Raw genomic sequence first — 21,685 nt, forward strand, 5'->3', positions numbered from 1 at the left:
CGGGCGGACTTGAGATCATCGCGGCGAACGATCCGACGCGAATCTGCGTACATGATGCGGCGATGACGGAACATTCATCGCCTATTGGCGCTAATAAGAAACAGTCCCGCCTGTAGGTCTTTGTGTTCATGACACGCTGGATCAAGTTTTTCGCGCTGACACTGGCTGGTTTGGTGGGCTTGGTGGTCGTGGCCCTCATCATCGTCGTGGTCCTGCTGCAGCGGGGTTATTTCGACCCGATGATTTCCCGACAGGCCTCCAACGCCCTGGGCCGTGAGGTCGTGCTTACCGGCCCGATCACGCTTGGCTACGATCAGGGCCTCAGCATAGGTCTCGGGCCCTTGACGATCGGCAATCCCGATTGGGCGCAGGAGCAAGGCATCAGCGCGCCCATGGCCAGCGTCCAGCATGCCGCGGTCAGCATCGCGCTCTGGCCCTTGCTCACCGGCCGGATCGTCCTGCCGGAGATCGCGCTCGACCGCCCCGAGGGCCAGCTTGTGCGACTGGCCGATGGCCGCAACAACTGGCAATTCGACAAGCTGCAGAGCGGGGGCAATCAGGACCAGTCGGAGCAAAGCTCGACGACCTTCCCGGAACTGGGAGAGATACACATCGATGACGGCTCGATCGACTATCTGGACAAGATGAGCAGCCGCAATCTGGCTGGCACCTTCAGCGCGTCCATGACCCGTGGCGTCCAGCGCTATGACATCAAGGCCAATCTCGGCGTCCGTGACCTTGACGGCAAGAGCGCCGAACCCCAGCGGGCTCAGCTTGCCGGCTGGATCAACAATCCCGCGGCACCGCAGGACGGCTTCGAGCTGACGGCCACGAGCAATGGCGAGAACGCTGGTCCGCTCCTGGCATTGGCGGGCGTGGCGACCAAGGGCCGGCTGCCAGGCTATGACGCGACCGTGACCGTCGGTCGTGACGCCGATGCCTGGCGGCTCGTCAATCTGGATGTATCCCTAGGCGACAACATGATCAAAGGGAACGGCGCCGTTGGCGATCCGACGACGCTGGCAGGCCTGAACCTCGACATCACCGCCGTCTCGCCCAAACCCGGGGCGCTCCTCGAAATGCTCGGCCTGGGTGCCCGACCCGTGCCTGCCTTCAACCTAAGGGCCATCGGCAAGACCGAAGGTGAGCGAAATTCACTGACGATAACAGGCAGCCTCGGCAACGACCGGCTGGACATCGCCGCCGGCACGACCGGGCCGCTGGCCGAGCTGCGCGAACTCGATCTCAACGCCAATGCCAAGGGGACCGAGCTGGGCAAACTCTTGCCGCTGGCCGGACTGACGGAGAAACCCGTTCCCGCCTATGCGCTGGATGCCCGGGCGAAGCGGCGCGGTGATAAGGGGGCCGATATCGACGCCGCGCTGACGCTCGGCGGCACGACCATGACCGCCAAGGGCAGCATAGACGACTTGCTTCATGGACAGGGCGTTGATCTTGCCAGCACGGCAAAGGGCCAGGATCTGGCCGAGATCCTGGACATTTTCGGGCTGCCGAAAATCACCCTTCCTCCCTATAAGGTGGCTGGACGGGTTGGCCGCTCCGGGAACCTCTTGACGGTCAACGGCCTCGACGGCCGGGTCGGCAACAGCGACGTCCAAGGTGACGTCTCCGTCAACATCGCGGCCAAGCCCGCTTTTGTTAAAGCCGATCTCCAGTCGAACCGCGTCGAGTTTGCCGATCTTGCCGGTCTCGTGGGGGCGCCCCCCGGCGCTGGCCCCAAGGATGCGGCAAGCCCGGAGCAGAAGGCGGCAGCGCAAAAGCTCGCGGCGGAACAACGCCTCATTCCGGATGCCAAGATCGACGCCGCGGCCTGGAAAAACCTCAATCTCGACGTGCGTTTTCAGGGCAAGTCCGTGATCGCGCCCAAGCTGCCGATCCAAAATCTGGCCTTTCATGTCATCGCTAAAGACGGACTGATCACCCTCGAGCCTTTCGAGGCGGTAATCGCCGGCGGCCACATCAACGCCCTGGCCGCCATCGATGGGCGCAAGACGCCTGTGGCCGGCAATCTCGACATGCGGATCCGCAGCCTGCAGTTGAACGACTTCATGCGGCGTTTCGGCTTCACCAATGACGCCCTGGGCGTCTTTAGCGGGCGCGCGCAGCTGCGGGGCCAGGGAGCCGATGTGCGACAGATGGCGGCCACAGCCGATGGGCGCATCGCCTTGACGATGACCGGAGGATCGGTCGATCGCCTGTTGCCGGAACTTGCCGGGATCGACCTCGGTCAGGTGCTCGTCACCTATATCAAGCGGCTCATGGGCACCGAGAGCGAAAACACCCAGATCCGCTGCGCCATCGCCGATCTCGACGTTCAAAACGGCATGGTGAGCACGAAGACCGTCCTGGTCGACACGCCTTCCGACAAGCTCACGCTCCAGGGCAAGATCAATCTTGGCAATGAGCAGATGGACCTTATGTTTCACGCCTATCCGAGGGATGCCAGCATTGGTAGCATGCGCATGCCGATCGCGATCGGCGGGCCGATGCGCAATCCCTCGGTGGCGCCGGCGCCGGGCTATGTCGAAAACCGGCCGCTTGGCTGGGCGATGGCCCCACTGGCGGCGCTTGTTCCCTTCATCGAGTTGGGCTCAAAAGATGATCGCCCCTGTGAGGGCGTCGTGCAGTAATAGGTCGGAGATGAAGGTATTCCAACCTATTATTCATTGCGTGGTCATCGTTCGACCCCACATCTGCCGCAGGATATTAACAGCGCGAGGCCAGCATCATGACGCCTGACGAACGCAAGCTGCTCGAGGGTCTGTTCGACCGTCTGGACCGCAACGCCGGGGCGGGGCGTGACGAGGAGGCCGATCGCTTCATCGGCGAGCAGATGGCCAAGCGTCCCTACGCCGCCTACTTCCTGGCGCAAAGTGTTCTCGTCCAGGAAGCTGCGCTGGCTCAAGCCGAGGCTAAGCTGCGCCAGGCCGAGAGACCGCGCGAGGAGGAGGTGCCAAGCTTCATGCCGCGAGCTCCGGTGGCGGGCCCTTGGGGCGTCCGACCGACGGCCCCAGCGGAATCGCAATCGTTACGGTTCGGCAGCCAGCCCGGCGTACGGCCAGCACCCGCCCCAACGGCACCGCAGGCCTACGGCCAGCCACAGGCGGGATATGCCGCACAGCAACCTTATCCACAGACGATGTCAGGCGGTGGCTCGTTCCTAAGGGGTGCCGCGCAGACCGCCGTTGGCGTAGCCGGCGGCTACCTGGCTGCCGAGGCCATCTCCGGCCTCTTTAGCCACGGCGGCGGACTTGGTGGCTATGGCAGTGCAGGCTACGCGCCCGGCGAGACCATCATCGAGAACCAGACGATCAACGAGACGATCGTCGAGGATGACGGCCAGGACGCAGCCGGTCAGGACAGTACCGACGACCCGGCACAGGATGCCAGCCAAGACGCGGATTACGACACAGACGCTGGCTACGATAGCGGCTACAGCGACGATGGGTTTGATGGTGGGGATGGCAGCTACGACGTCTGACCGGGCTAGCCAGGGCAGACCGCGTCCTCCGGTCGCGTCTGCTGCGCTCTAGCCAGCCAGATAGGCCGCGATCCGCGCGAGTGCAGTCTCGATCGCCTCGCTGGCGGCGGCATAGGAAAAGCGAAGATACCCTTCGCCAAATTGCCCGAAGCTCGTGCCCGCCACGGTGGCAACGCCGCAGGTCTCCAAGAGTTCGTCCTGGAGGACTCGGGCCGAGCGACCCGTACCTTCGATGTTGGGGAAGGCGTAGAAGGCTCCACCGGGCGTGACGCAGCGAAAGCCCGGAATCCGATTAAGCCCTTCGATGATCAGCTTGCGCCGTGCCGCGAAAATCTGGGTCATGCGAGCAACGTCGCTTTGCGATCCCTTGAGAGCAGCAAGTCCTGCCCATTGCGTCGCTGCGTTGACGCAGGAATGCGTGTTGACGGCAAGGCGGGTGGCAAGCGGCGCAAGATGACGCGGCCAGACCCCGTAGCCCAGCCGCCAGCCGGTCATGGCATAGGTCTTTGACCAGCCATCCAGAAGGATCAGCCGGTCAGCGATCTCGGGATAGGCGCTGAGGGATGCGTGTTGACAACCGTCATAGCAAAGGCGGGCATAAATCTCATCGGAGAGGATTGCCACATCGGGGAAGCGCTCGAGTCCCTGGACGAGGCGGTCGAGTTCGCACTTGGGAACGATCCCACCCGTCGGATTGGCCGGCGAGTTGACGATGATGAGACGTGTTCGGTCGTTGATGCCGGCCAGCACTTCGTCCGCCGAGAAAGCAAAGCCCTTGCTTTCATGCAGGCCGATCGGCTTGGCCTTGGCGCCGCTCCACTCGATCAGCGAGCGATAGATCGGAAAACCAGGATCAGGATACATGATCTCGGCGCCAGGCTCGCCGAACATGGCGATCGCCATGAACATGGTAACCTTGCCGCCAGGAACGATGACGACCTGGTCGGGATGAACGACCATGCCGCGGCGATTGAGCAGATCCTCGCTTACAGCCTCCCGCAGCGGCAGGATACCGTTGGCGGGCGTATAGCCGTGGTGTCCGGCCCGCAGTGCCTCAATGGCGGCCTCGACGATGTGGGGCGGGGTGGCGAAATCCGGCTGGCCGATGCCCAGATTGATGATATCGCGTCCGCTCGCCTGCAGCTCGACGGCCCGTGCCAACACCTCGAACGCGCTCTCGGTTCCGAGCCGCGCCATGGAGGCCGCAAGCTGCATGTCCGTGATCCTCTTCGGCTGATACGATTCACTCGGGCGGCTCCCATCGGGCTTCGCGACGAAACCGTCAAGGGGCAGCCGGCGTCGCTTTAGCCAGAGGAAGGCACATGAACACCTGGGCGGCCGCGTGCTGGGTGCACGTCGCCGTTCAGATATTTGTTTTGCTGATAGAGTACGAAGGACGGGTCGCCGCTCAGGCGACCATGTCGTCCAGAAGGTCGATGACCTCTTCGTCGTCGAGCTGGTGGAAATCGCGATAGAAGAAGCCGATGGCCCCCATATCCTCGGCAACGGTGTCGATGATGACCTCGTCGGCGTCCTGCTCCAGGAGGGTGACGGCTTCCCGAGGGGCTACCGGCGCGGCGACGACGATCCTTGCCGGGCCACCGCGATGGACGGACTTCAGGGCCGCGCGGATCGAGGCACCGGTTACCACGCCGTCATCGACGACGATCGCTGTCCGGCCATCCAGCCGGACCGGTGGCTTTTCACCGAGATAGAACAGGCGGCGACGCTCGATCTCGGCCTGCGCACGGGCGGATGCCCGGGCGATATAGCCGGGATCGATGCGGTGCGCCTTGATCACGTCTTCGTTCAGCACGGTCTCCACTACGGCACCGCCGACAACAGCGCCTGCGGCCAGTTGCGGCTGCCAGGGGGCTGCGAGCTTGCGAACCAGGACGACCTCAAGGGGACAATGAAGTATCTGGGCAATCTCTCGTCCTACCGGCACGCCACCCCTGGGCAATGCGAGAACGATCGGCTGCTGGCCTCGCAGGTGCAAGAGACGCGCCGCCAGTCGGCGACCGGCATCTCGCCTATCTTCGAACATCGAATCTGCTCTCCAGCGGGCGGTACCCGCTTTGTTGGTCTGTCCCGGCCCCCGTTAAGGGCTCTCCCAGCGCGCAAAGCTGCTGGCGGAGCCCATCGGGGGTCGACAATTCATTGCGTCAAGCGCCCGTATCGTCGCTGACAGGGCATAGCCGATACGTCGCGCAGTCTCGCATAAATTTTTGATGAGAAAGCGTTGATCGGTGGTCGCCTCGTCGAAAGGGGAGGATCTAGCTCACCTTGCTCCTTTTGTCCGCTGACAAGGCGAACCCTGGTTCTACCGTTTGTTGGCGGCCCCGACTACCATCAAATGAGCCCTTCGAACATGCGAATTTCGCCGGTTTGCGCACGAAATAATGATCGGCTCGATCATGCCCGAGGTGACGACCGGCATACTGAGATCACACGGCCCAGCGGATATCGAAGGCAACCGGAACCTTGGGGTTGCAGTCGGGTTAATGCGCCATCCTAGCAATCGGGTGTAAAATGAAACGCGCTTTACTCGTTCTTTCATTCGTTCCATTCCTCCTCGCTGCCTGCGGCGATACCTGGACCGGTATCAAGGAAGATACGCGCGACAATGCCGCCGCAACCGGCCGAGCCGTCGAGAAGGCCGGTGAAAAGATCCAGGGCGCTGCGGATTAATTCGACTGATGATTGAGGCGCCCCTAGGGAGTACCCGGCGGAGGCAGGGCCTCGTGGGGATTGTAGCTTCGGCATGAGGTGGGGGCCGAGGGCGGCGTCTTCAGAGTTGCCCCGGCCCCTGTCATGACCAGGATGTTGGCACCCGAGGAATAGGTCCCATCCGCTCCTCGGCGGAGGAACAATCGATGGTCCCCAAGGTCGAGCGCGATCTCACTCGGATCGGTCTGCCTGAGCACCGCGAGCCGGCCATCGTCGCAAAGATACCCACGATCGCCTGGTCGCTCGACCGACTGACCACTCGATTCACTGGCGCAGGCACCCAGCGATAAAATACCCAGGAACAAGATCGCCGTGATCGTCTGATGCCCCGTCAGGCCGCCGCTGGGGCGGCTCATGCGCCGAGAATGCATTTGTCGTAGATGTCCTTGAGCCGGCCATTGGGGTCGTAGCGCGCCTTGAGGCGGTCATAGGCCGCACGATCATAGATCCTGTCAAATTCCGCTCGTTCGTAGAACGCATCGGAATAGAGCGACTTCAGGCCGCCCAACTCTTTCACCTTGGCCTCGATCAGCCGGTTGTAATAGGCGCGGGGGCGGTCCTCACGGCGGCGCAGCACGTCCCAAAAGCCCACATTGACGTAGAGTTGGCCGGGTTCGAGGGGGAACAACGGATAGCGGTGCTGCGGATCGTAAGCCCGCACTGGGCAGCACCAGACCGGGGCGATGCCGATCTCCTTGTGAAACCACTCGAGAAAGACCGAAAGCTTCTCGACCGGGATCGGCACGTCCTGGATTACCGATTCTGATCGATAGCCCAGCAGCCGGTAGGGACGTTCAAGCAGGCTGTAGCGGCTCGAAAGCTGAAGGAGCCGCATATAGACGCGGGAATTCAATCGTTTAGGGCCGAACACCAGCCGGCGCAGCAGGGGATTTTGCGCGCCTGTCGCCTTCGAGCACCAGAACCAGTCGGTGTCCCACCGCCAGATGAAGTCTCGGGCAGTCAGGTAATCCTCGAGGCGGTTTGGGATCGAGCGGTAATAGATCTGCTTAAACGTATAGTCGCTGACATAAGGTGCTTCGTCGACGAAGCGGCCGGTGGAGAGATAATGCCGGCCCGGGCCAAAGACCTCGCCTTCGACGAAGTCAAAGGTGTCGCTTGCACATGCCGATGCCAACGCCTCGCCGAATGCGCTGGCATCGTCGACCGGGCGATGCTCGATCTTTACATAGCGTTTGCTAGGGTGACCTTTGACGATCGTACGGAGCGCGTAGCCGAGCGTGCCGAACGTATTGGGAAAGCCGAAGAACAGGTCGCTATGTTCGTTATCGGCGCGACAGGTGACGACCTCGCCGTCGGCCAGGAGGACGTCGAACGATTCGATGGTCTCGTGCACCAGGCCATAGCGAAAGGATGAACTTTCGATGCCGATACCCGCCAGGGCGCCACCAATGGTGATTGAACGGAGTTCCGGGACGACGGTTGGCATCAGGCCATGCGGCAGGCTCGCATCGACGAGACCATCATAGGGCGTCATGCCCTCGGTATCGATCAACCCGCGCTCGGTATCGATAGCTAGAACATTGTTCATCGACCTGACATCGAGCCGCTTGGCCGGCGCCTCTTGCCGATCACGGAAGAGATTGGTCGTCGTTTTTTGCAGGCGCGCGCCGACACCGTTCTGCCGCATGGCGCGCGCCAGCACTGCCTTGCGGGCCTCGTGGGCCGGATGCACCCTCCCAGCCTGTCCGGTTGATGCAGCCTCGGCCCGCGCTGCTGGCGATCTCCCTTTGGCAACGCTGCCTGCCACTGCCTGCTCGGCCAATGATCAAACCTTTCCTGTTTTCGCGCTTAAGCGATCCACTAAGGTACCTGGGCGCCGTTCACCGGCAGATAGATGGCGTACAGGCTCGTCGTCGCGCAAATATAGAGCCGATTGCGCTTAAAGCCGCCAAACGTGATGTTGGCGACCACCTCTGGCACCAGGATTTTGCCCAACAGCGCCCCGGCGGGATTGAAGACATGCACACCGTCCCCAGCCGACGTCCAGACATTGCCCTCGGTATCGCAGCGAAAGCCGTCGGATGCGCCGACATCTGGTGCGGCGAAGACTTCGCCGCCCGAGAGCGCGTTTGTCTCGCTCACGGCGAACCTGCGAATGTGAAGCGGCCCGTTCGGATCAAAGCTCTTGCCGGTATCGGCGATATAGAGGGTCTTCTCGTCAGGTGAGAAGGCAAGGCCGTTGGGATTGGTGAAGTCATCGGCCACGACCTCGAGCCGATCGGTGCGAGGATCGAATCGGTAGACATAATTGGCGCCGATCTCGCTCTCGCCTTTGTGGCCTTCGAGGTCGCTCTTGTGACCGTAGGGCGGATCGGTGAACCAGATCGTCCCATCGGACTTGACGACGACGTCGTTTGGCGAGTTCAGTCGCTTGCCCTGAGAATTGTCGGCGATGACGGTGATTTTGCCGTCATATTCGGTACGGCTGACACGGCGGCCGCCATGCTCGCAGGAGATCAGGCGGCCTTCACGATCGCGCGTGTTCCCGTTGGCATAGTTGGATGGCTGGCGGTAGACCGACACGCTGCCTTGCAGCCCGCTCTGATCCGGGGTGAAGCGCAGGATGCGATTATTGGGAATATCCGACCACAGCAATACGTCCTGGTCACGAAAATAGACCGGACCCTCTGCCCAGGCACAGCCGGTGAACAGCTTTAAGAGTCGCTGATTTGGATTGAAAAGGCGCTTGAAGCTTGGATCAACGACGAGATATTCCGACACCTGCTCGCTCATTTTTAGCCTCCCGGTTCATGCCGTTGTCGCTGTGTCATGCCGCAGCCAGCAGAGGAACGCCATAGCCGGGCAGGCGGCTAGGGCAGAGGAATGGCGTCGCCCCAATCGGCGCGCCTTGCCAATCCGTAGCTGGTCTTGGCTCGACGACCATAGGAGTTCCATTCAGCGCTGCCGTCTGGATGGCAAAGCTTGAGCGAGATATGGCCGACGTCCCGTTTCGGACGTGCGATGACTCGGGTGTCCGCCGGTCCTCCAGGCATCCGCGCGACGGCCAGATAGATAAATTTCTCGTCCTCCCAGGGCAGGGCGGCTTCTTTTGCCTGGCGGTGCAGGCGCGAGCGCGCCACCCGTGCAGCGAAATGGCACCAGTCCGGCTGAGCCAGCGGGCAGGCCGACTTGTGCGGGCAGGGGGCGATCATCCAGGCATCCTGGTCCAGGAGTTGCGTACGCGCCGCCATCAGGCGCGCCCATCCAGCGGGCGTTCCCGGCTCGACAATGACAAGAAGGCCAGTCGTCGCCCACCAAAGACGCTCGACCAGAGCAGGGCGCCGGGCGGGATCGATCTCGTCCAGGACATACGTCAGCGTCACGAGGTCGGCTTTGGGCAAGAGTTCCAAAGATCCTTCGAGATGACCATCCAGGTAGCTGGCATCGACCTCTAGGCCTTCAGCAAGGCGTTGGCCCAGCTGGCGGATCGCCGGGCTGGCCTCGACGAGGAGGGCGCGCTGGAGCGTGGGCCAGATCTCGCCCGCCGCCCAGGCGGCTGTGCCCGGGCCGGCACCGAGGTCGAGCAGCGATGCCGGCTTGAAGTCGGGCAGACATTTGCAAGCCGCCGTCAGGGCCGCATGGGTGGCGGCGAATGTCGCCGGCAGTCGAACGGCCAGATATGCCAGGGCCGATGCCTCATCTGCGATATGGTGCCGACCATCGCGGATCTCGGCACGGTAGCGCTTTGATAGCAAGGCTGCGTGCCGGCCGAGTTCGTTCGCCGAATGACCATGCAACAGGTCATCAACTGCTTGTTTGAGCCTGACCGGCAGGTCCATCCCTATTGCTCAGCCTACTTCGTTGACGACGAACCCGACGTCCATGCAGGGCTTTATCCCTTGGTTGTCGTTCGATCCATCCAGGATGGCTCTAACGGCAATCATCTCTGGCATGCCGGGCTCACTGGCGGGCGAGCCCGATTCTCCAAATGACCCGGTTTTCTATATAAGGTGACAGGTGGTCCTCGTGACAGTCGGAACGGGCCCGACCCGAACGCCAGGGCTCAGACAACCGTGAGCTTAACGTCGATATTATTCCTGGTGGCCCTGCTATAAGGGCAGAATTCGTGTGCTTTTTTCACCAGATCCTCTGCCTGGGCCTTGTCGATGCCCGGGATATTGATCTCGAGTTCAACCGCCAGTCCAAATCCCGGTTCTTTTTTGCCGAAATGGACCTTGGCCGTCACGGTCGTATCGTTTGAGACCTTGATCTTCTCCTTGCCGGCAACGGCCTTGAGCGCACCAAGAAAGCAGGCTGCGTATCCGCAGGCGAAAAGCTGCTCGGGATTGGTGCCCGGACCGTCATCGCCACCCATGGCCTTGGGCACCGAGAGGGCGAGGTCGAGCTTGCCATCCGAGGTCTTGGCACCACCGTCACGACCGCCTTTGGATGTCGCCGTCGCCGTATAGAGGATTTCCATGCCCGTCTCCTTGAGGCTGACCAGATTGCGCGGACGGCCGCTTTGCCGCCCAGCCCTTCATGTTGCTCGTCGAGGGATCTTCTCAAGGCTTGCTACGATACTCGCAGCATCGGCGAAGGTATGTGTGGCGTTGGCTCTAGCGCATGGCGCTTGTTCAATGACGGGGGACGCGCGTCGCGTCTCGGGAAACCCTTAGTCATTGTCGAACCGACAAAAGCCTTGTCGGTGGTCGGAGTGGCAGGATTTGAACCTGCGACCCCTGCGTCCCGAACGCAGTGCTCTACCAGGCTGAGCTACACTCCGGCTGCGGCGGTCTATAGAAGGGGCGACCGGGTTCGGCAAGCCCCAGCCGGCGCTAGTAGGCGCGCTCGATACAGAAATCGACAAGGTCGAGGAGCGCGTCACGCACTGGCGACGAAGGAAACACATCGAGGGCGGCCTTGGCGCGGGCACCATGCTGGCACGCTCGCTCGATCGTTTGCTCGACACCCTGGTGACGGCTGAGATATGCCTGCGCCTGACTGAGATCGACCTCGGACTGATCGAGCCGCTCCATCGTCCTTTCCCAGAAGGCACGCTCCTCGCTGCTACCCGCATTGTAGGCAAGCAGGACCGGCAGCGTGATCTTCCCCTCGCGAAAATCGTCGCCGACGGTCTTGCCAAGCTCGGCCTGCGAAGCCGCGTAATCCAGCGCGTCGTCGACGAGTTGGAACGCGATGCCGATATGCGTGCCATAATCCGCGAGCCCACGCTCCTCGACTGCTGGCCGATCGGCAATGACCGCACCAACCTCGCAAGCCGCTTTGAAGAGCGATGCGGTTTTCGCCTCGATGACGCGAAGATAGGCGTCCTCGGTAGTCGAGAGATCGTTGGCCGTCACAAGCTGGGCTACCTCGCCCTCGGCCAGGATAGCCGAGGCGTTGGCCAGGATCTCGAGCACCCGCATCCGGTCGGTTGCCACCATGAGCTGGAAGGCGCGACTAAAAAGAAAATCACCTACCAGCACCGGACTCTTGTTGCCCCAGATCGTATTGGCGGTCGACGTGCCTCGGCGAAGATCGCTCTCGTCCACGACGTCATCGTGGAGCAGCGTTGCTGTGTGGATGAACTCGACCGCCGTCGCCAGAGCGATCTGCGCCTCGCCCTCATAATCGCAAAGCTTGGCCGCCAGCAGGGTCAGCATCGGCCGAACCCGCTTGCCACCCGAGGCGATCAGGTGACGGGCAAGCTCTGGAATGAGGCTAACCTCGCTCTGCAGCCGCTCCAGGATCAATACATTCACGCGCTCAAGATCGGCGCCGACCAGCCGACGTGCGCCATCGAGCCTGTCCGCCCGCTGGCGTTGGTCAGAACGTAAAGGAGGCACCGTTACACTCAACAAACCGATCTCCCGTTCCTGGCCTACCAGCCCGCCCTATGACGTGTGGATGCGATAGCTTGCAAGTCTGTGCCATTCTCGTGCATGGCCTGCTTACAACCGAGCCCGGCCCCTAGCAAAGGCCGTTGTTCCAGGAAAACACCAGCCGGCGCTGCGAAGGATCGGAATGGCAAGGCCCCCCAATGCTCGAATCGTTAAATAGCAAAGATCCCGTCCAGATCCTGCTCATCATGGCGATGCTGGAGAAGGCCGGTATCGACGCCACCCTGATCGATGCCCACATAAGAGTACTTGCGGGCAGCCTCGGCATTTCTCCGCGCCATGTATTGGTCTCGGCAGACGATCTGTCGCGGGTACAAGAAGTTCTGGCCTTCATGGCAAGGTGCGATCCGTGATGGACAGCGTAGCCACCAGTCTCGATAGGCTCCTGGGTGGCAAGGTCAATCTCTTGCAACCGCAAAAAGGCTATCGCGTGGCGATCGATCCTGTGCTGCTGGCGGCGGCTACGCCGATCGCTGCTGGCGAGCGGGCCCTCGACATGGGTTGCGGCACCTTCGCGATCGGCCTTTGCCTCGCGGCGCGCGTCCCCGGCTCGTTTGTCGTCGGCCTCGAATCCAACCCTGCGATCGCTGCCCTGGCTCGCGCGTCCATCGATCTCAACAATATGAACGAGTTCCTTTCCGTGATCGAGGGCGACGCGGCCCGACCGCCTGTGGCATTGCGGCGAGACAGCTTTGATCACGTGATCACCAATCCTCCCTATCTGACCGAGGACGCCGCCGGCAGGGCCGCGCATGCCGGACCCAAAGCCCATGCGCATGTCGAGGGTATGACGCTGGCCCCCTGGCTCGATGCCTGTCTTCGCCGGCTTCGTCCGGCCGGGTATCTCTCGATCGTGCATCGCGCCGATCGGCTGGACGAGATCTTGAGTCATCTGAGCGGTCGGGCAGGCGACATCCGCATCTTTCCGCTCTGGCCTCGGGCCTCTTCGCCCAAACCCTCCCGTCTCTTGGTTCGCGCCCGCAAGGGGTCGCGGGCAGGTGTTCAACTCTTGCGAGGGATGGTGCTGCACGGCGAGGGCGGTACCTTTACAGCAGAAGCGTCGGCCGTCCTGCGGGACGGGATGCCGCTCAAGCTCTAGGCCGGCGATTCGACGAAAGCAGCAGCGAGGCACGATGTTGGGCAAGTTAAGGCGTTTCTTTCGCCGCAAGCACGGCAAGGTCATCCCGGCCGTCAGGCTGCAAGGTGTCATTGGCTCACGCGGGCTGAGCGGGGGGCTCACTCTGGCCGCTCTGGAGAAGACCCTCGAGGAGGCCTTCGCCGACAAGAAAGCGCCGATCGTCCTTCTTCTGGTGAACAGTCCGGGTGGTTCGCCCGTGCAGTCCTCTCTGATCGCCAGTCGTATCCGAGGTCTGGCCGAGAGTAAGAACAAGCACGTCATCGCGATTGTCGAGGACGTGGCGGCGTCGGGTGGCTATTGGCTGGCGACGGCGGCCGACGAGATCTTCGTCGATCCCTCCTCACTCTTGGGCTCGATCGGCGTCATCAGTGCCGGCTTCGGCTTTACGGAAGCCATTGCGAAAATTGGCATCGAGCGACGCGTGCACACGGCCGGGCAGAACAAGGCGCTCCTCGATCCGTTTCGGCCTGAACAACCGGAGGACCTGCTGCTGCTGAGCGAGATCCAAAGCGACATCCATGCCGCCTTCAAGGAGCAGGTGGTACATCGGCGGGCAGGGCGGTTACGCCTGGAGGAGAAAGGCTTGTTCGAGGGCAAGGTCTGGACCGGGCGGCGTGCAGTCGAGATCGGGCTTGCCGACGGCATCGCTACGGCGCACGAACTGATCCGTCAGCGCTTTGGCAAGAAGGCCAGGATCAGAGTCATCCAGGAAAAACGTTCCTGGCTGGCGCGCCGACTGCGCTTCGGTGTTGCCTCGGCAGTCGGAGATGCAGCCGAAGCGATCACCACCTCGACGCTCTCAGCGCTCGAAGACCGAATCCTTTGGCAGCGCTTCGGGCTCTAGGAGCCATCTCTTTTCGACCTCTTTGCGTCCGACATCGTTTGCCTCGTTCTGAAATGGCTCTAGAAGGAGCGATCGGCGAATATGTTCGAAAGCGATGCCCATGCTTGGCCTCTCGATTGGCAAGCTCTTTATCCTGGTCCTGGTTGTTCTGGCCGCCTGGCGCGGCATGCGCATCATTAGCGACATACGTATTCGCGCTCAGGCCTTGGACGCGAGGCGGCGCGCTGCGGCGCACCGCGCACCCCAAGGCGGTGCCCGAGCATGGCCGCCAGGACCGGATGCGGCCTTCGAAGCGGCGCGCGCGACGACCGACCTCGTTGCCTGCCCGCGCTGCGGCACCTACGTGCCGAACGGAACGATCTGCAGGAGCACGGACGAGTGTCGCTTCCGGCGCTAGGCAGGCTAATCTTTGCTCCACCAGCATCGCTTGATTCGCGCCGCACCCGCCACTAGCGTGCGCCGCCTCATGACAAGGTGATGCTTGTGCCTACCGTCGTTTCCGATCGTCCCGCCAGCTTTCAAGACCTTATCTTGCGCCTCCAGACATTCTGGGCGGCGCAAGGCTGCGTCATCCTCCAGCCTTACGACATGGAGGTCGGCGCCGGAACCTTCCATCCGGCCACGACCTTGCGTGCACTCGGCCCCGAGAGCTGGAACGCCGCCTATGTCCAGCCGTCGCGTCGGCCGACCGACGGCCGCTATGGCCAGAATCCCAACCGACTGCAGCATTATTACCAATTCCAGGTGATCTTGAAGCCATCGCCCCCGGACCTGCAGGATCTCTATCTGCAGTCGCTCTTCGCGCTGGGCATCGATCCCCTGATGCACGATCTTCGGTTCGTCGAGGATGACTGGGAGAGCCCGACCCTCGGTGCCTGGGGGTTGGGCTGGGAGGTCTGGTGCGACGGCATGGAGGTTTCACAGTTCACCTATTTCCAACAGGTCGGCGGGATCGATTGCCGTCCAGTCTCGGGTGAACTGACCTACGGACTCGAACGGCTGGCGATGTACGTCCAGGGCGTGGAACGAGTCTATGACCTGGCGTTCAACGATCCGGCCTCGCCCGCTGCCAAGACATATGGCGATGTGTTCCTGCGCGCCGAGCAGGATTATTCCGCGTTCAATTTCGAGGTGGCGGACACCGACATGCTCTTTCGCCATTTCGAGGACGCCGAGGCGGAATGTGCGCGGATCCTTGAGCGTCGGCTGGCTCAGCCCGCCTATGACCAATGCCTGAAGGCAAGCCACCTCTTCAATCTTCTGGACGCACGCGGAGCGATCAGCGTCACCGAACGCCAGGCCTTCATCGGCCGAGTCCGAAATCTGGCCAAGGCGTGCTGCGAGATGTGGGTCGAAGCCCGGCCGAAATCGCAGGTCCAGGTCGAGGGAGCAAGCGCTCGTGGCTGATCTCCTGCTTGAGCTCTTCTCCGAAGAAATCCCGGCTCGCATGCAGATGCGGGCGGCTCAGGACCTGGCCGAACTACTCGGCCAGGCGCTGACCGAAGCCGGTCTCGCGCCCGCAGGCGAAATCCGCCATTACGCGACCCCCCGCAGGCTGACCGTCTTTGTGCCGGGTCTGCCGGAGCGCCAGGCTAATCGCAGCATTGAGCGCAAGGGGCCCCGTGCCGATGCTCCAGCGGCGGCGAGAGAGGGTTTCCTTAGATCTCTGCCGGCTGGTGCTTTTACCATCGAGGAGCGCGCCGACAAGAAAGGCGGGGCCACGCTTTTCGCGCTGGTGCAGGAGCAGGGGCGCGCCACACGCGATTTCCTCAGCAGCCTCCTGCCCGAGCTGCTGGGCAGGTTGCCCTGGCCCAAATCCATGCGATGGGGGAAGGGCGAGACCCGCTGGGTTCGGCCGCTGCACGCCATCCTTTGCACGTTGGCCGGCGAAACGATTACGTTCGGCTTCGCCGGCCTGCGTAGCGGCCCGACTACCCGCGGACATCGCTTCATGGCGCCGGATGTTCTGGAGCTGCGCACCTTCGAGACCTACGTGCCAACTCTGCGCGCGGCGAAGGTGATGCTGGATCCGGCCGAACGGCGAGAGGTGATCGAGCAGCGCTCCAAGGCGCTTGCCGTCGGTCAGGGCCTCAGGCTCAAGCACGATCCGGGCCTCTTGGATGAACTGGCGGGGCTGGTCGAATGGCCGGTACCGCTTTTAGGCCGTATCGACAGCACCTTCATGCAGCTGCCGCAGGAGGTTCTCGTCACCTCGATGCGCGAGCACCAGCGTTATTTGGCCGTCGAGGACGACCAGGGCAATCTGGCGCCGTTTTTTATTACGGTTGCCAATATCGAGGCGCGCGACGGCGGCGCTGCCATCATCGCGGGCAATGAGCGGGTGCTGCGGGCGCGATTGTGGGACGCCAGTTTCTTTTGGGAGCAGGATCGGACGCGCCGGCTCGAGCAGGGGTTGAGCCGCCTCGAAAATACTGTCTTTCATGCCGAGCTTGGCAGCCAGGGTGAGCGCGTGCGTCGGCTGACGCGGCTGGTGGAAGCGCTCTGCGATCATGTGCCAGGCGCTGATCTCGCGCTGGCACAGCGTGCGGCGCAGTTGGCCAAGGCCGATCTCGTGAGCGGCATGGTCGGCGAGTTTCCCGAACTCCAGGGAATTATGGGCGGCTACTACGCACTCGAGCAGGGCGAGAGCGAACCGGTCGTTCGCGCCATCGCCGAGCATTATTTGCCCAAGGGCCCCGAGGACGCCTGTCCCACCGCACCCGTCAGCGTCGTCCTGGCGCTGGCCGACCGTCTTGACCAGCTCGTCGGCTTCTTCGCGCGCGGGATCAAGCCCACCGGCTCCAAGGATCCCTTCGCCTTACGTCGAGCTGCCTTGGGCGTGATCCGGCTCGTACTCGAAAATGGCCTGCGGCTACCGCTGCGCTCAGTGATTCAGGCCAGTCTGTTCGGCTATGGAAGGCAACTGGAGACCGTCGACGGCAAGGCATTGGAAGAGGATCTGCTTGGCTTCTTCGCCGACCGGCTGAAGGTCCATCTTCGCAATGAAGGCGTCCGGCACGATCTGCTGACAGCCGTCTTCGCCGGCAGCGCGGATGACGATCTTGTTCGGCTGATCACGAAGGTTAAGGCCTTGCAGGCGTTCCTCGATACCGATGACGGACGTAATCTTCTGGCCGGTTATCGCAGAGCTGCCAACATCGTCTCGATTGAGGAGAAGAAGGACAAGCGGCGCTTTGCCGATGTCCCCAATGCAGAACTGGCGCGCGAGCCTGCGGAACGGAGGCTGATTGAAAGCCTCGCCGCTGCAAAGCTCTCCATCGAGCGCGCGGAGGCTTTAGAGGATTTCAATGCCGCGATGGCTACCGTCGCCGGGCTGCGGCAGCCAATCGATAATTTCTTTCAGGCGGTAATGGTCAATGTTCCTGATCCACCAGTACGAGAAAATCGCCTGCGACTTTTGGCAGCAATTCGCGCAAGCTTAGGTCGCATCGCGGATTTTTCGGTCATCGGGGACAGTTGAGAAATCCGCTGAACTCGCCTATCTTCTAGTATTATTAATCTATCACTTTTCATTGTGACTTGATTATCACAATACGAGGGGCAGGCCAGATGACGAAGTGGGTATCTAGCTTTGGTGACGGCAAGGCGGAGGGTACGGCTTCGATGAAGGCGACGCTCGGCGGAAAGGGCGCCAACCTCGCTGAGATGAGCAATCTGGGTCTGCCGGTGCCTCCTGGCTTCACCATCACGACCGACGTCTGTACCTATTTCTACGCTCACGATAATTCCTATCCGCCCGAGCTCACGGCGATGGTCGAAGAGGCACTGGGCAAGATGGAGGCGCAGACCAGCATGGGCTTCGGCTCGGCCGAGAAGCCTCTACTCGTCTCGGTACGTTCGGGCGCGCCGATCTCGATGCCTGGGATGATGGACACGGTCTTGAACCTCGGTCTCAACGACGAGACCGTCGAGGGGCTTGCCCGCGCTTCGGGCGATCCGCGCTTTGCCTATGACAGCTATCGCCGTTTCATCCAGATGTATGGCGACGTCGTCATGGAGGTGAAGCATTATTCCTTCGAGGAGGCGCTCGAAGACCTCAAGCGGGAGAAAGGTGCCCGCTTCGATACCGAACTCGATGCCGAGGCGCTCAAGGAACTCGTCAAAACTTATAAGGCGATCGTGCGGCAGGAAGCATCCCGCGATTTCCCGCAAGATCCCAAGGAACAGCTCTGGGGTGCGATCGGCGCCGTTTTCGGCTCCTGGATGAGCGCTCGGGCAATCACGTATCGGCGGATCAACAGCATCAGCGCCGAGATGGGCACGGCCGTGACCGTCCAGGCCATGGTGTTTGGCAACATGGGCGACGACTGCGCCACCGGCGTCGCCTTCACCCGTAATCCGTCGACAGGCGAGAAGCTCTATTACGGCGAGTATCTGATCAACGCGCAGGGTGAGGACGTGGTAGCGGGCATCCGCACACCGCAGGCCCTCTCCAAGGCAATGGCGGAGGCGGGCGAGAGTGATCCGGCCGAGTCGATGGAGGTCAAGCTTCCAGGGACATACAAGGAACTGACCGACGTTTTCGACAAGCTCGAGGCGCATTACCGCGAGATGCAGGACATCGAGTTTACCGTGCAGCAAGGCAAGCTCTATGTCCTACAGACACGGACTGGTAAGCGGACGGCGGCGGCCGCCCTCAAGATCGCGGTGGATCTCGCTGCAGAAAAGGTTATCACCCAGGATGAGGCCGTGGGTCGCGTCGAGCCCGCCTCGCTCGATCAATTGCTTCACCCGACACTTGACCCCAAGGCCGAGCGCAAGATCATCGCCAAGGGGCTTCCGGCATCTCCCGGCGCTGTATCCGGCAAGGTTGTCTTCAACGCCGAAGATGCCGAGGCCAAAGCGGCGGCTGGCGAGGCCGTTATCCTCGTGCGCATCGAGACCAGCCCGGACGACATCCACGGCATGCATGCGGCAAAGGGAATCGTTACTCAGCGTGGCGGCATGACCAGCCACGCCGCCGTGGTCGCGCGTGGGATGGGCAAGGCTTGCGTATGTGGCGCTGGGGAATTGTCGATCTCCTATCGCGACAAGACCTTCACATCGCAAGGCGTCACCGTGAAGGAAGGCGAGGAGATCACCATCGATGGCGGGGCAGGGCTCGTCATGGCCGGTCGCGTTCCCACCGTCGACCCGCAACTGTCGGGCGATTTCGCCACGCTCATGGAATGGGCTGACAAGCTCCGCCGCCTCAAGGTGCGAACCAACGCCGATACGCCGACCGACGCCCGCACCGCGATCAAGTTCGGTGCTGAGGGCATCGGCCTTTGTCGCACAGAGCACATGTTCTTCCAGGACGAGCGCATTCTCGCGATGCGGGAGATGATCCTGGCCCAAGACGTCGAAGGCCGTAGGAAGGCCCTGGCCAAGATCCTTCCCATGCAGAAGGGTGACTTCGTCCAACTGTTCGAGATCATGGGGCCGCGGCCTGTGACCATCCGGCTTCTCGATCCGCCGCTGCACGAGTTCCTTCCTCACGAGCCGCACGAAATGGACGAGGTGGCGAAGGCAGCAGGAGTCGAACCCAAGACGGTTCGGCGACGCGTGGCTGAGCTCAAGGAAGCCAATCCGATGTTGGGGCTTAGAGGTTGTCGGCTTGGCATCCTCTATCCCGAGATCTCCGAGATGCAGGCGCGCGCCATCTTCGAGGCGGTCGTCGAGACGGCTGCCAAGGTCGGCACGGCGCCGATACCGGAGGTGATGGTTCCCCTGGTCGCCATGGCTAAGGAATTCGAGCTGATCAAGGCTCGCATCGACGCGGTCGCCCGGGAGGTGATGGCCGAGAGCGGCAAGCAGATCGAATATCAGGTCGGCACGATGATCGAGCTGCCGCGCGCGGCTCTGCGCGCAGATGAGATCGCGCTCGAAGCGAGCTTCTTCAGTTTCGGCTCGAACGATCTGACGCAAATGACATTGGGTCTATCGCGCGACGATGCCGGCAAGTTCTTGGAGCCCTACCAGAAGGCAGGGATCTTCGAACATGACCCCTTCCAGTCGATCGACCAGTCGGGTGTGGGTGAACTCATCCAGATCGGCGCAGAGCGGGGACGGAAGGTCCGGCCGGATATCAAGCTCGGGATCTGCGGTGAGCATGGCGGCGATCCAGCCTCCATCGCCTTCTGCGAGAAGGTGGGGCTCGACTATGTGTCGTGCTCGCCCTATCGCGTGCCGATTGCCAGGCTGGCCGCCGCGCAGGCGATGCTGCGGCAGAAATCCGCCAACTGAAGGTGATCGGCGCTCGGACAGCGTCATGCTATCGACGCGCCGCTCCCGAGGACGGACCGCTTCTTCGTCTGCTGCATGAACGGGCCATTCGCGTGCTCGGGCGCACGGGCTACAGTGCCGCCGAGTGCGAGAGCTGGGCCGAAGGGCTGCTCGATGAACGATACGGCGAGGCGATGGCGGAAGGTGAGACCTTTGAGTTGGCCTTCACCGCCGACGGCCGACTGGCCGGCTTCTGCTCCTGGCGGCAACGCGAGATCCTAGCTCTCTTCGTCGATCCAGATCTCGCGCGAACGGGTGTAGCATCGGGACTCGTCGATCGCGCTGAGGCAGCGATTGCGGCGCAGGGCTTTCCGCGTATCGTCGTCGGCGCGGCGCTCTCCGGCGTGCCGTTCTACGAGCAGCGCGGTTATCGCGTCGACGAACGCCATGTCTGGACGACGCGCGGCGGCCTGCCGCTCGAGGTCGCCTGGATGAGCAAGGATCTTCTACGACCAAGGGGCGTCGGTCCCAAGCCCGAATCGCCGCTTCAGCGTCTGCGCAGGGCAGGAGTTGCGGCGCTGCCAGGGATCATCTCCAATCTTGAGCGCGATCGCTTCAGTCAGTTGGCGTTGGAAGATGCCGCCTGGGTGGATCCGCGCGGACGCGCTGTCGGCCTGGTAGGCCCTCCCGGCTGTGGGAAATCGAGGCTGATCGAGCTCGTCGTCGCCGAATTACGTGCCCGCGACCGCAAGGTGGTGACATTGCGGATCGGCGGCCTTGACGAGGAGACAGTGGCCTTGGTCGATGCGGATGGATATTTTTCCCAAGTTCTCTCGCCCCGGGATGTGAGTTCGCTGCTTCAACCGATCGTCGTCCTGGCGCGGGCGGTGTTCGACGTGGTCGTCATCGAAGCGACAGTGCCAACAGGCATGGACCAGCTGGCGCTTAGCGCCTGCGATCTCACACTTCTTGCGCTGCAACCCACATCCGAGGACTGCGTAGCGCTTATGGAAGCCGGCCTGATGGCGCGGCCCGATCAGGCACTGATGCTCAAATCAGATAGCGATGCGGAGACAGCGCCCATGCTGGCGCGCCTTGCCGCGCTGGCGCATGGGAAGCTGGCGCCACTCATGGTCTCGAGCGTGACGCGGCAAAATCTTCCAGCGGTCATCGATCTCTTCCTAGATCGCTGCTCGGGCGAAGCGGAGCGTCGGCACCGTCAGGCCCGGGGTTGGATCGTCTCGGCGATCCAGGAAGAACGCGGACGCTACGGCCTCGCCTACATGGAAGCTCATCTTCGCCGGTTAGTCGACGATGCGCGCCTCAGCCCGTCGCATCGGGTACGAAATATTCTGGATGCCATTGCCCGTCAGACCGCATAGTCA

The 21,685-nt window shown here is 62.4% G+C and carries 19 protein-coding genes and 1 tRNA gene; 11 read left to right on the forward strand and 9 right to left on the reverse strand.

Annotation, left to right across the window (positions count from 1 at the left end):
- Window positions 1-128: 128 nt before the first annotated feature.
- Window positions 129-2,651 carry an AsmA family protein gene (locus CFB17_RS02965; protein ID WP_088559924.1) on the forward strand — a complete coding sequence of 841 codons (2,523 nt, stop codon included), beginning with the start codon at window positions 129-131 and terminating at the stop codon, window positions 2,649-2,651.
- Window positions 2,652-2,749: 98 nt separating this feature from the next.
- Complete coding sequence (locus CFB17_RS02970) at window positions 2,750-3,502, forward strand: DUF2076 domain-containing protein (protein WP_088559925.1); 753 nt, start codon at window positions 2,750-2,752, stop codon at window positions 3,500-3,502.
- Between the two features lie 48 nt (window positions 3,503-3,550).
- Here CFB17_RS02970 and CFB17_RS02975 read toward each other — a convergent pair whose 3' ends face one another.
- Complete coding sequence (locus CFB17_RS02975; protein WP_207761917.1) at window positions 3,551-4,717, reverse strand: pyridoxal phosphate-dependent aminotransferase; 1,167 nt, start codon at window positions 4,715-4,717, stop codon at window positions 3,551-3,553.
- Window positions 4,718-4,910: 193 nt separating this feature from the next.
- Window positions 4,911-5,549 carry a phosphoribosyltransferase gene (locus tag CFB17_RS02980; RefSeq protein WP_088559926.1) on the reverse strand — a complete coding sequence of 213 codons (639 nt, stop codon included), beginning with the start codon at window positions 5,547-5,549 and terminating at the stop codon, window positions 4,911-4,913.
- Window positions 5,550-6,034: 485 nt separating this feature from the next.
- On the opposite strand from CFB17_RS02980, the gene CFB17_RS19085 reads away from it, so the two are divergent.
- Entirely contained in the window at window positions 6,035-6,193 is a 159-nt protein-coding gene (locus CFB17_RS19085) for a hypothetical protein (protein ID WP_165769393.1), read from the forward strand.
- Between the two features lie 23 nt (window positions 6,194-6,216).
- Here the strand turns inward: CFB17_RS19085 and CFB17_RS02985 are convergent, their stop codons facing one another.
- The 7 genes from CFB17_RS02985 to CFB17_RS03015 form a co-directional block, all read right to left on the reverse strand.
- Complete coding sequence (locus CFB17_RS02985) at window positions 6,217-6,588, reverse strand: hypothetical protein (protein WP_088559927.1); 372 nt, start codon at window positions 6,586-6,588, stop codon at window positions 6,217-6,219.
- Window positions 6,585-8,015, reverse strand: a complete 1,431-nt coding sequence (locus tag CFB17_RS02990; RefSeq protein WP_088559928.1) for an FAD-binding protein — start codon at window positions 8,013-8,015, stop codon at window positions 6,585-6,587. Before CFB17_RS02990 ends, CFB17_RS02985 begins: the two co-directional genes overlap by 4 nt.
- Before the next feature lie 38 nt (window positions 8,016-8,053).
- A complete protein-coding gene (locus tag CFB17_RS02995; protein WP_088559929.1) occupies window positions 8,054-8,986 on the reverse strand; it encodes an SMP-30/gluconolactonase/LRE family protein in 933 nt (310 codons plus the stop codon).
- Window positions 8,987-9,063: 77 nt separating this feature from the next.
- Window positions 9,064-10,032, reverse strand: coding sequence for a small ribosomal subunit Rsm22 family protein (locus tag CFB17_RS03000; protein WP_088559930.1), 969 nt, complete (start codon window positions 10,030-10,032; stop codon window positions 9,064-9,066).
- A 224-nt stretch (window positions 10,033-10,256) separates the two neighbouring features.
- Window positions 10,257-10,673, reverse strand: a complete 417-nt coding sequence (locus tag CFB17_RS03005; protein WP_088559931.1) for an organic hydroperoxide resistance protein — start codon at window positions 10,671-10,673, stop codon at window positions 10,257-10,259.
- Window positions 10,674-10,899: 226 nt separating this feature from the next.
- Window positions 10,900-10,976, reverse strand: a tRNA-Pro gene (locus tag CFB17_RS03010).
- A 52-nt stretch (window positions 10,977-11,028) separates the two neighbouring features.
- The gene (locus CFB17_RS03015; protein WP_243389698.1) at window positions 11,029-12,051 is read right to left on the reverse strand and encodes a polyprenyl synthetase family protein; all 1,023 of its coding nucleotides are present in this window, start codon (window positions 12,049-12,051) and stop codon (window positions 11,029-11,031) included.
- Window positions 12,052-12,233: 182 nt separating this feature from the next.
- On the opposite strand from CFB17_RS03015, the gene CFB17_RS03020 reads away from it, so the two are divergent.
- From CFB17_RS03020 to CFB17_RS03055, 8 genes are all read left to right on the forward strand, one after another.
- On the forward strand, window positions 12,234-12,446 hold the full coding sequence (locus CFB17_RS03020; RefSeq protein WP_088559933.1) for a putative signal transducing protein: 213 nt from the start codon (window positions 12,234-12,236) through the stop codon (window positions 12,444-12,446).
- On the forward strand, window positions 12,446-13,192 hold the full coding sequence (locus tag CFB17_RS03025) for a tRNA1(Val) (adenine(37)-N6)-methyltransferase (protein ID WP_088559934.1): 747 nt from the start codon (window positions 12,446-12,448) through the stop codon (window positions 13,190-13,192). The genes CFB17_RS03020 and CFB17_RS03025 overlap by 1 nt, the downstream gene beginning before the upstream one ends.
- Window positions 13,193-13,226: 34 nt before the next feature.
- On the forward strand, window positions 13,227-14,075 hold the full coding sequence (locus CFB17_RS03030; protein WP_088559935.1) for a S49 family peptidase: 849 nt from the start codon (window positions 13,227-13,229) through the stop codon (window positions 14,073-14,075).
- 100 nt (window positions 14,076-14,175) lie between these two features.
- Window positions 14,176-14,472 (forward strand): hypothetical protein, encoded by a 297-nt coding sequence (locus CFB17_RS03035; protein WP_165769394.1) that lies wholly within the window; start codon window positions 14,176-14,178, stop codon window positions 14,470-14,472.
- Window positions 14,473-14,552: 80 nt separating this feature from the next.
- Window positions 14,553-15,482 carry a glycine--tRNA ligase subunit alpha gene (locus tag CFB17_RS03040; protein WP_088559937.1) on the forward strand — a complete coding sequence of 310 codons (930 nt, stop codon included), beginning with the start codon at window positions 14,553-14,555 and terminating at the stop codon, window positions 15,480-15,482.
- Complete coding sequence (gene glyS, locus CFB17_RS03045) at window positions 15,475-17,556, forward strand: glycine--tRNA ligase subunit beta (RefSeq protein ID WP_088559938.1); 2,082 nt, start codon at window positions 15,475-15,477, stop codon at window positions 17,554-17,556. Before CFB17_RS03040 ends, glyS begins: the two co-directional genes overlap by 8 nt.
- Before the next feature lie 89 nt (window positions 17,557-17,645).
- Complete coding sequence (ppdK, locus tag CFB17_RS03050; RefSeq protein ID WP_088559939.1) at window positions 17,646-20,321, forward strand: pyruvate, phosphate dikinase; 2,676 nt, start codon at window positions 17,646-17,648, stop codon at window positions 20,319-20,321.
- Window positions 20,246-21,682, forward strand: a complete 1,437-nt coding sequence (locus CFB17_RS03055; protein ID WP_165769395.1) for a GNAT family N-acetyltransferase — start codon at window positions 20,246-20,248, stop codon at window positions 21,680-21,682. The genes ppdK and CFB17_RS03055 overlap by 76 nt, the downstream gene beginning before the upstream one ends.
- Window positions 21,683-21,685 lie beyond the last annotated feature (3 nt).

The sequence above is a fragment of the Arboricoccus pini genome (assembly GCF_900187945.1).
GTDB lineage: Bacteria > Pseudomonadota > Alphaproteobacteria > Geminicoccales > Geminicoccaceae > Arboricoccus > Arboricoccus pini.

What these genes read in the sequence shown, in the direction of transcription:
- CFB17_RS02965 (WP_088559924.1), top strand. Translation starts at nt 129, where the DNA reads ATGACACGCTGGATCAAGTTTTTCGCGCTGACACTGGCTGGTTTGGTG.
- CFB17_RS02970 (WP_088559925.1), top strand. Translation starts at nt 2,750, where the DNA reads ATGACGCCTGACGAACGCAAGCTGCTCGAGGGTCTGTTCGACCGTCTG.
- CFB17_RS02975 (WP_207761917.1), bottom strand. Translation starts at nt 4,717, where the DNA reads ATGCAGCTTGCGGCCTCCATGGCGCGGCTCGGAACCGAGAGCGCGTTC.
- CFB17_RS02980 (WP_088559926.1), bottom strand. Translation starts at nt 5,549, where the DNA reads ATGTTCGAAGATAGGCGAGATGCCGGTCGCCGACTGGCGGCGCGTCTC.
- CFB17_RS19085 (WP_165769393.1), top strand. Translation starts at nt 6,035, where the DNA reads ATGAAACGCGCTTTACTCGTTCTTTCATTCGTTCCATTCCTCCTCGCT.
- CFB17_RS02985 (WP_088559927.1), bottom strand. Translation starts at nt 6,588, where the DNA reads ATGAGCCGCCCCAGCGGCGGCCTGACGGGGCATCAGACGATCACGGCG.
- CFB17_RS02995 (WP_088559929.1), bottom strand. Translation starts at nt 8,986, where the DNA reads ATGAGCGAGCAGGTGTCGGAATATCTCGTCGTTGATCCAAGCTTCAAG.
- CFB17_RS03000 (WP_088559930.1), bottom strand. Translation starts at nt 10,032, where the DNA reads ATGGACCTGCCGGTCAGGCTCAAACAAGCAGTTGATGACCTGTTGCAT.
- CFB17_RS03005 (WP_088559931.1), bottom strand. Translation starts at nt 10,673, where the DNA reads ATGGAAATCCTCTATACGGCGACGGCGACATCCAAAGGCGGTCGTGAC.
- CFB17_RS03020 (WP_088559933.1), top strand. Translation starts at nt 12,234, where the DNA reads ATGCTCGAATCGTTAAATAGCAAAGATCCCGTCCAGATCCTGCTCATC.
- CFB17_RS03025 (WP_088559934.1), top strand. Translation starts at nt 12,446, where the DNA reads ATGGACAGCGTAGCCACCAGTCTCGATAGGCTCCTGGGTGGCAAGGTC.
- CFB17_RS03030 (WP_088559935.1), top strand. Translation starts at nt 13,227, where the DNA reads ATGTTGGGCAAGTTAAGGCGTTTCTTTCGCCGCAAGCACGGCAAGGTC.
- CFB17_RS03035 (WP_165769394.1), top strand. Translation starts at nt 14,176, where the DNA reads ATGCTTGGCCTCTCGATTGGCAAGCTCTTTATCCTGGTCCTGGTTGTT.
- CFB17_RS03040 (WP_088559937.1), top strand. Translation starts at nt 14,553, where the DNA reads ATGCTTGTGCCTACCGTCGTTTCCGATCGTCCCGCCAGCTTTCAAGAC.
- ppdK (WP_088559939.1), top strand. Translation starts at nt 17,646, where the DNA reads ATGACGAAGTGGGTATCTAGCTTTGGTGACGGCAAGGCGGAGGGTACG.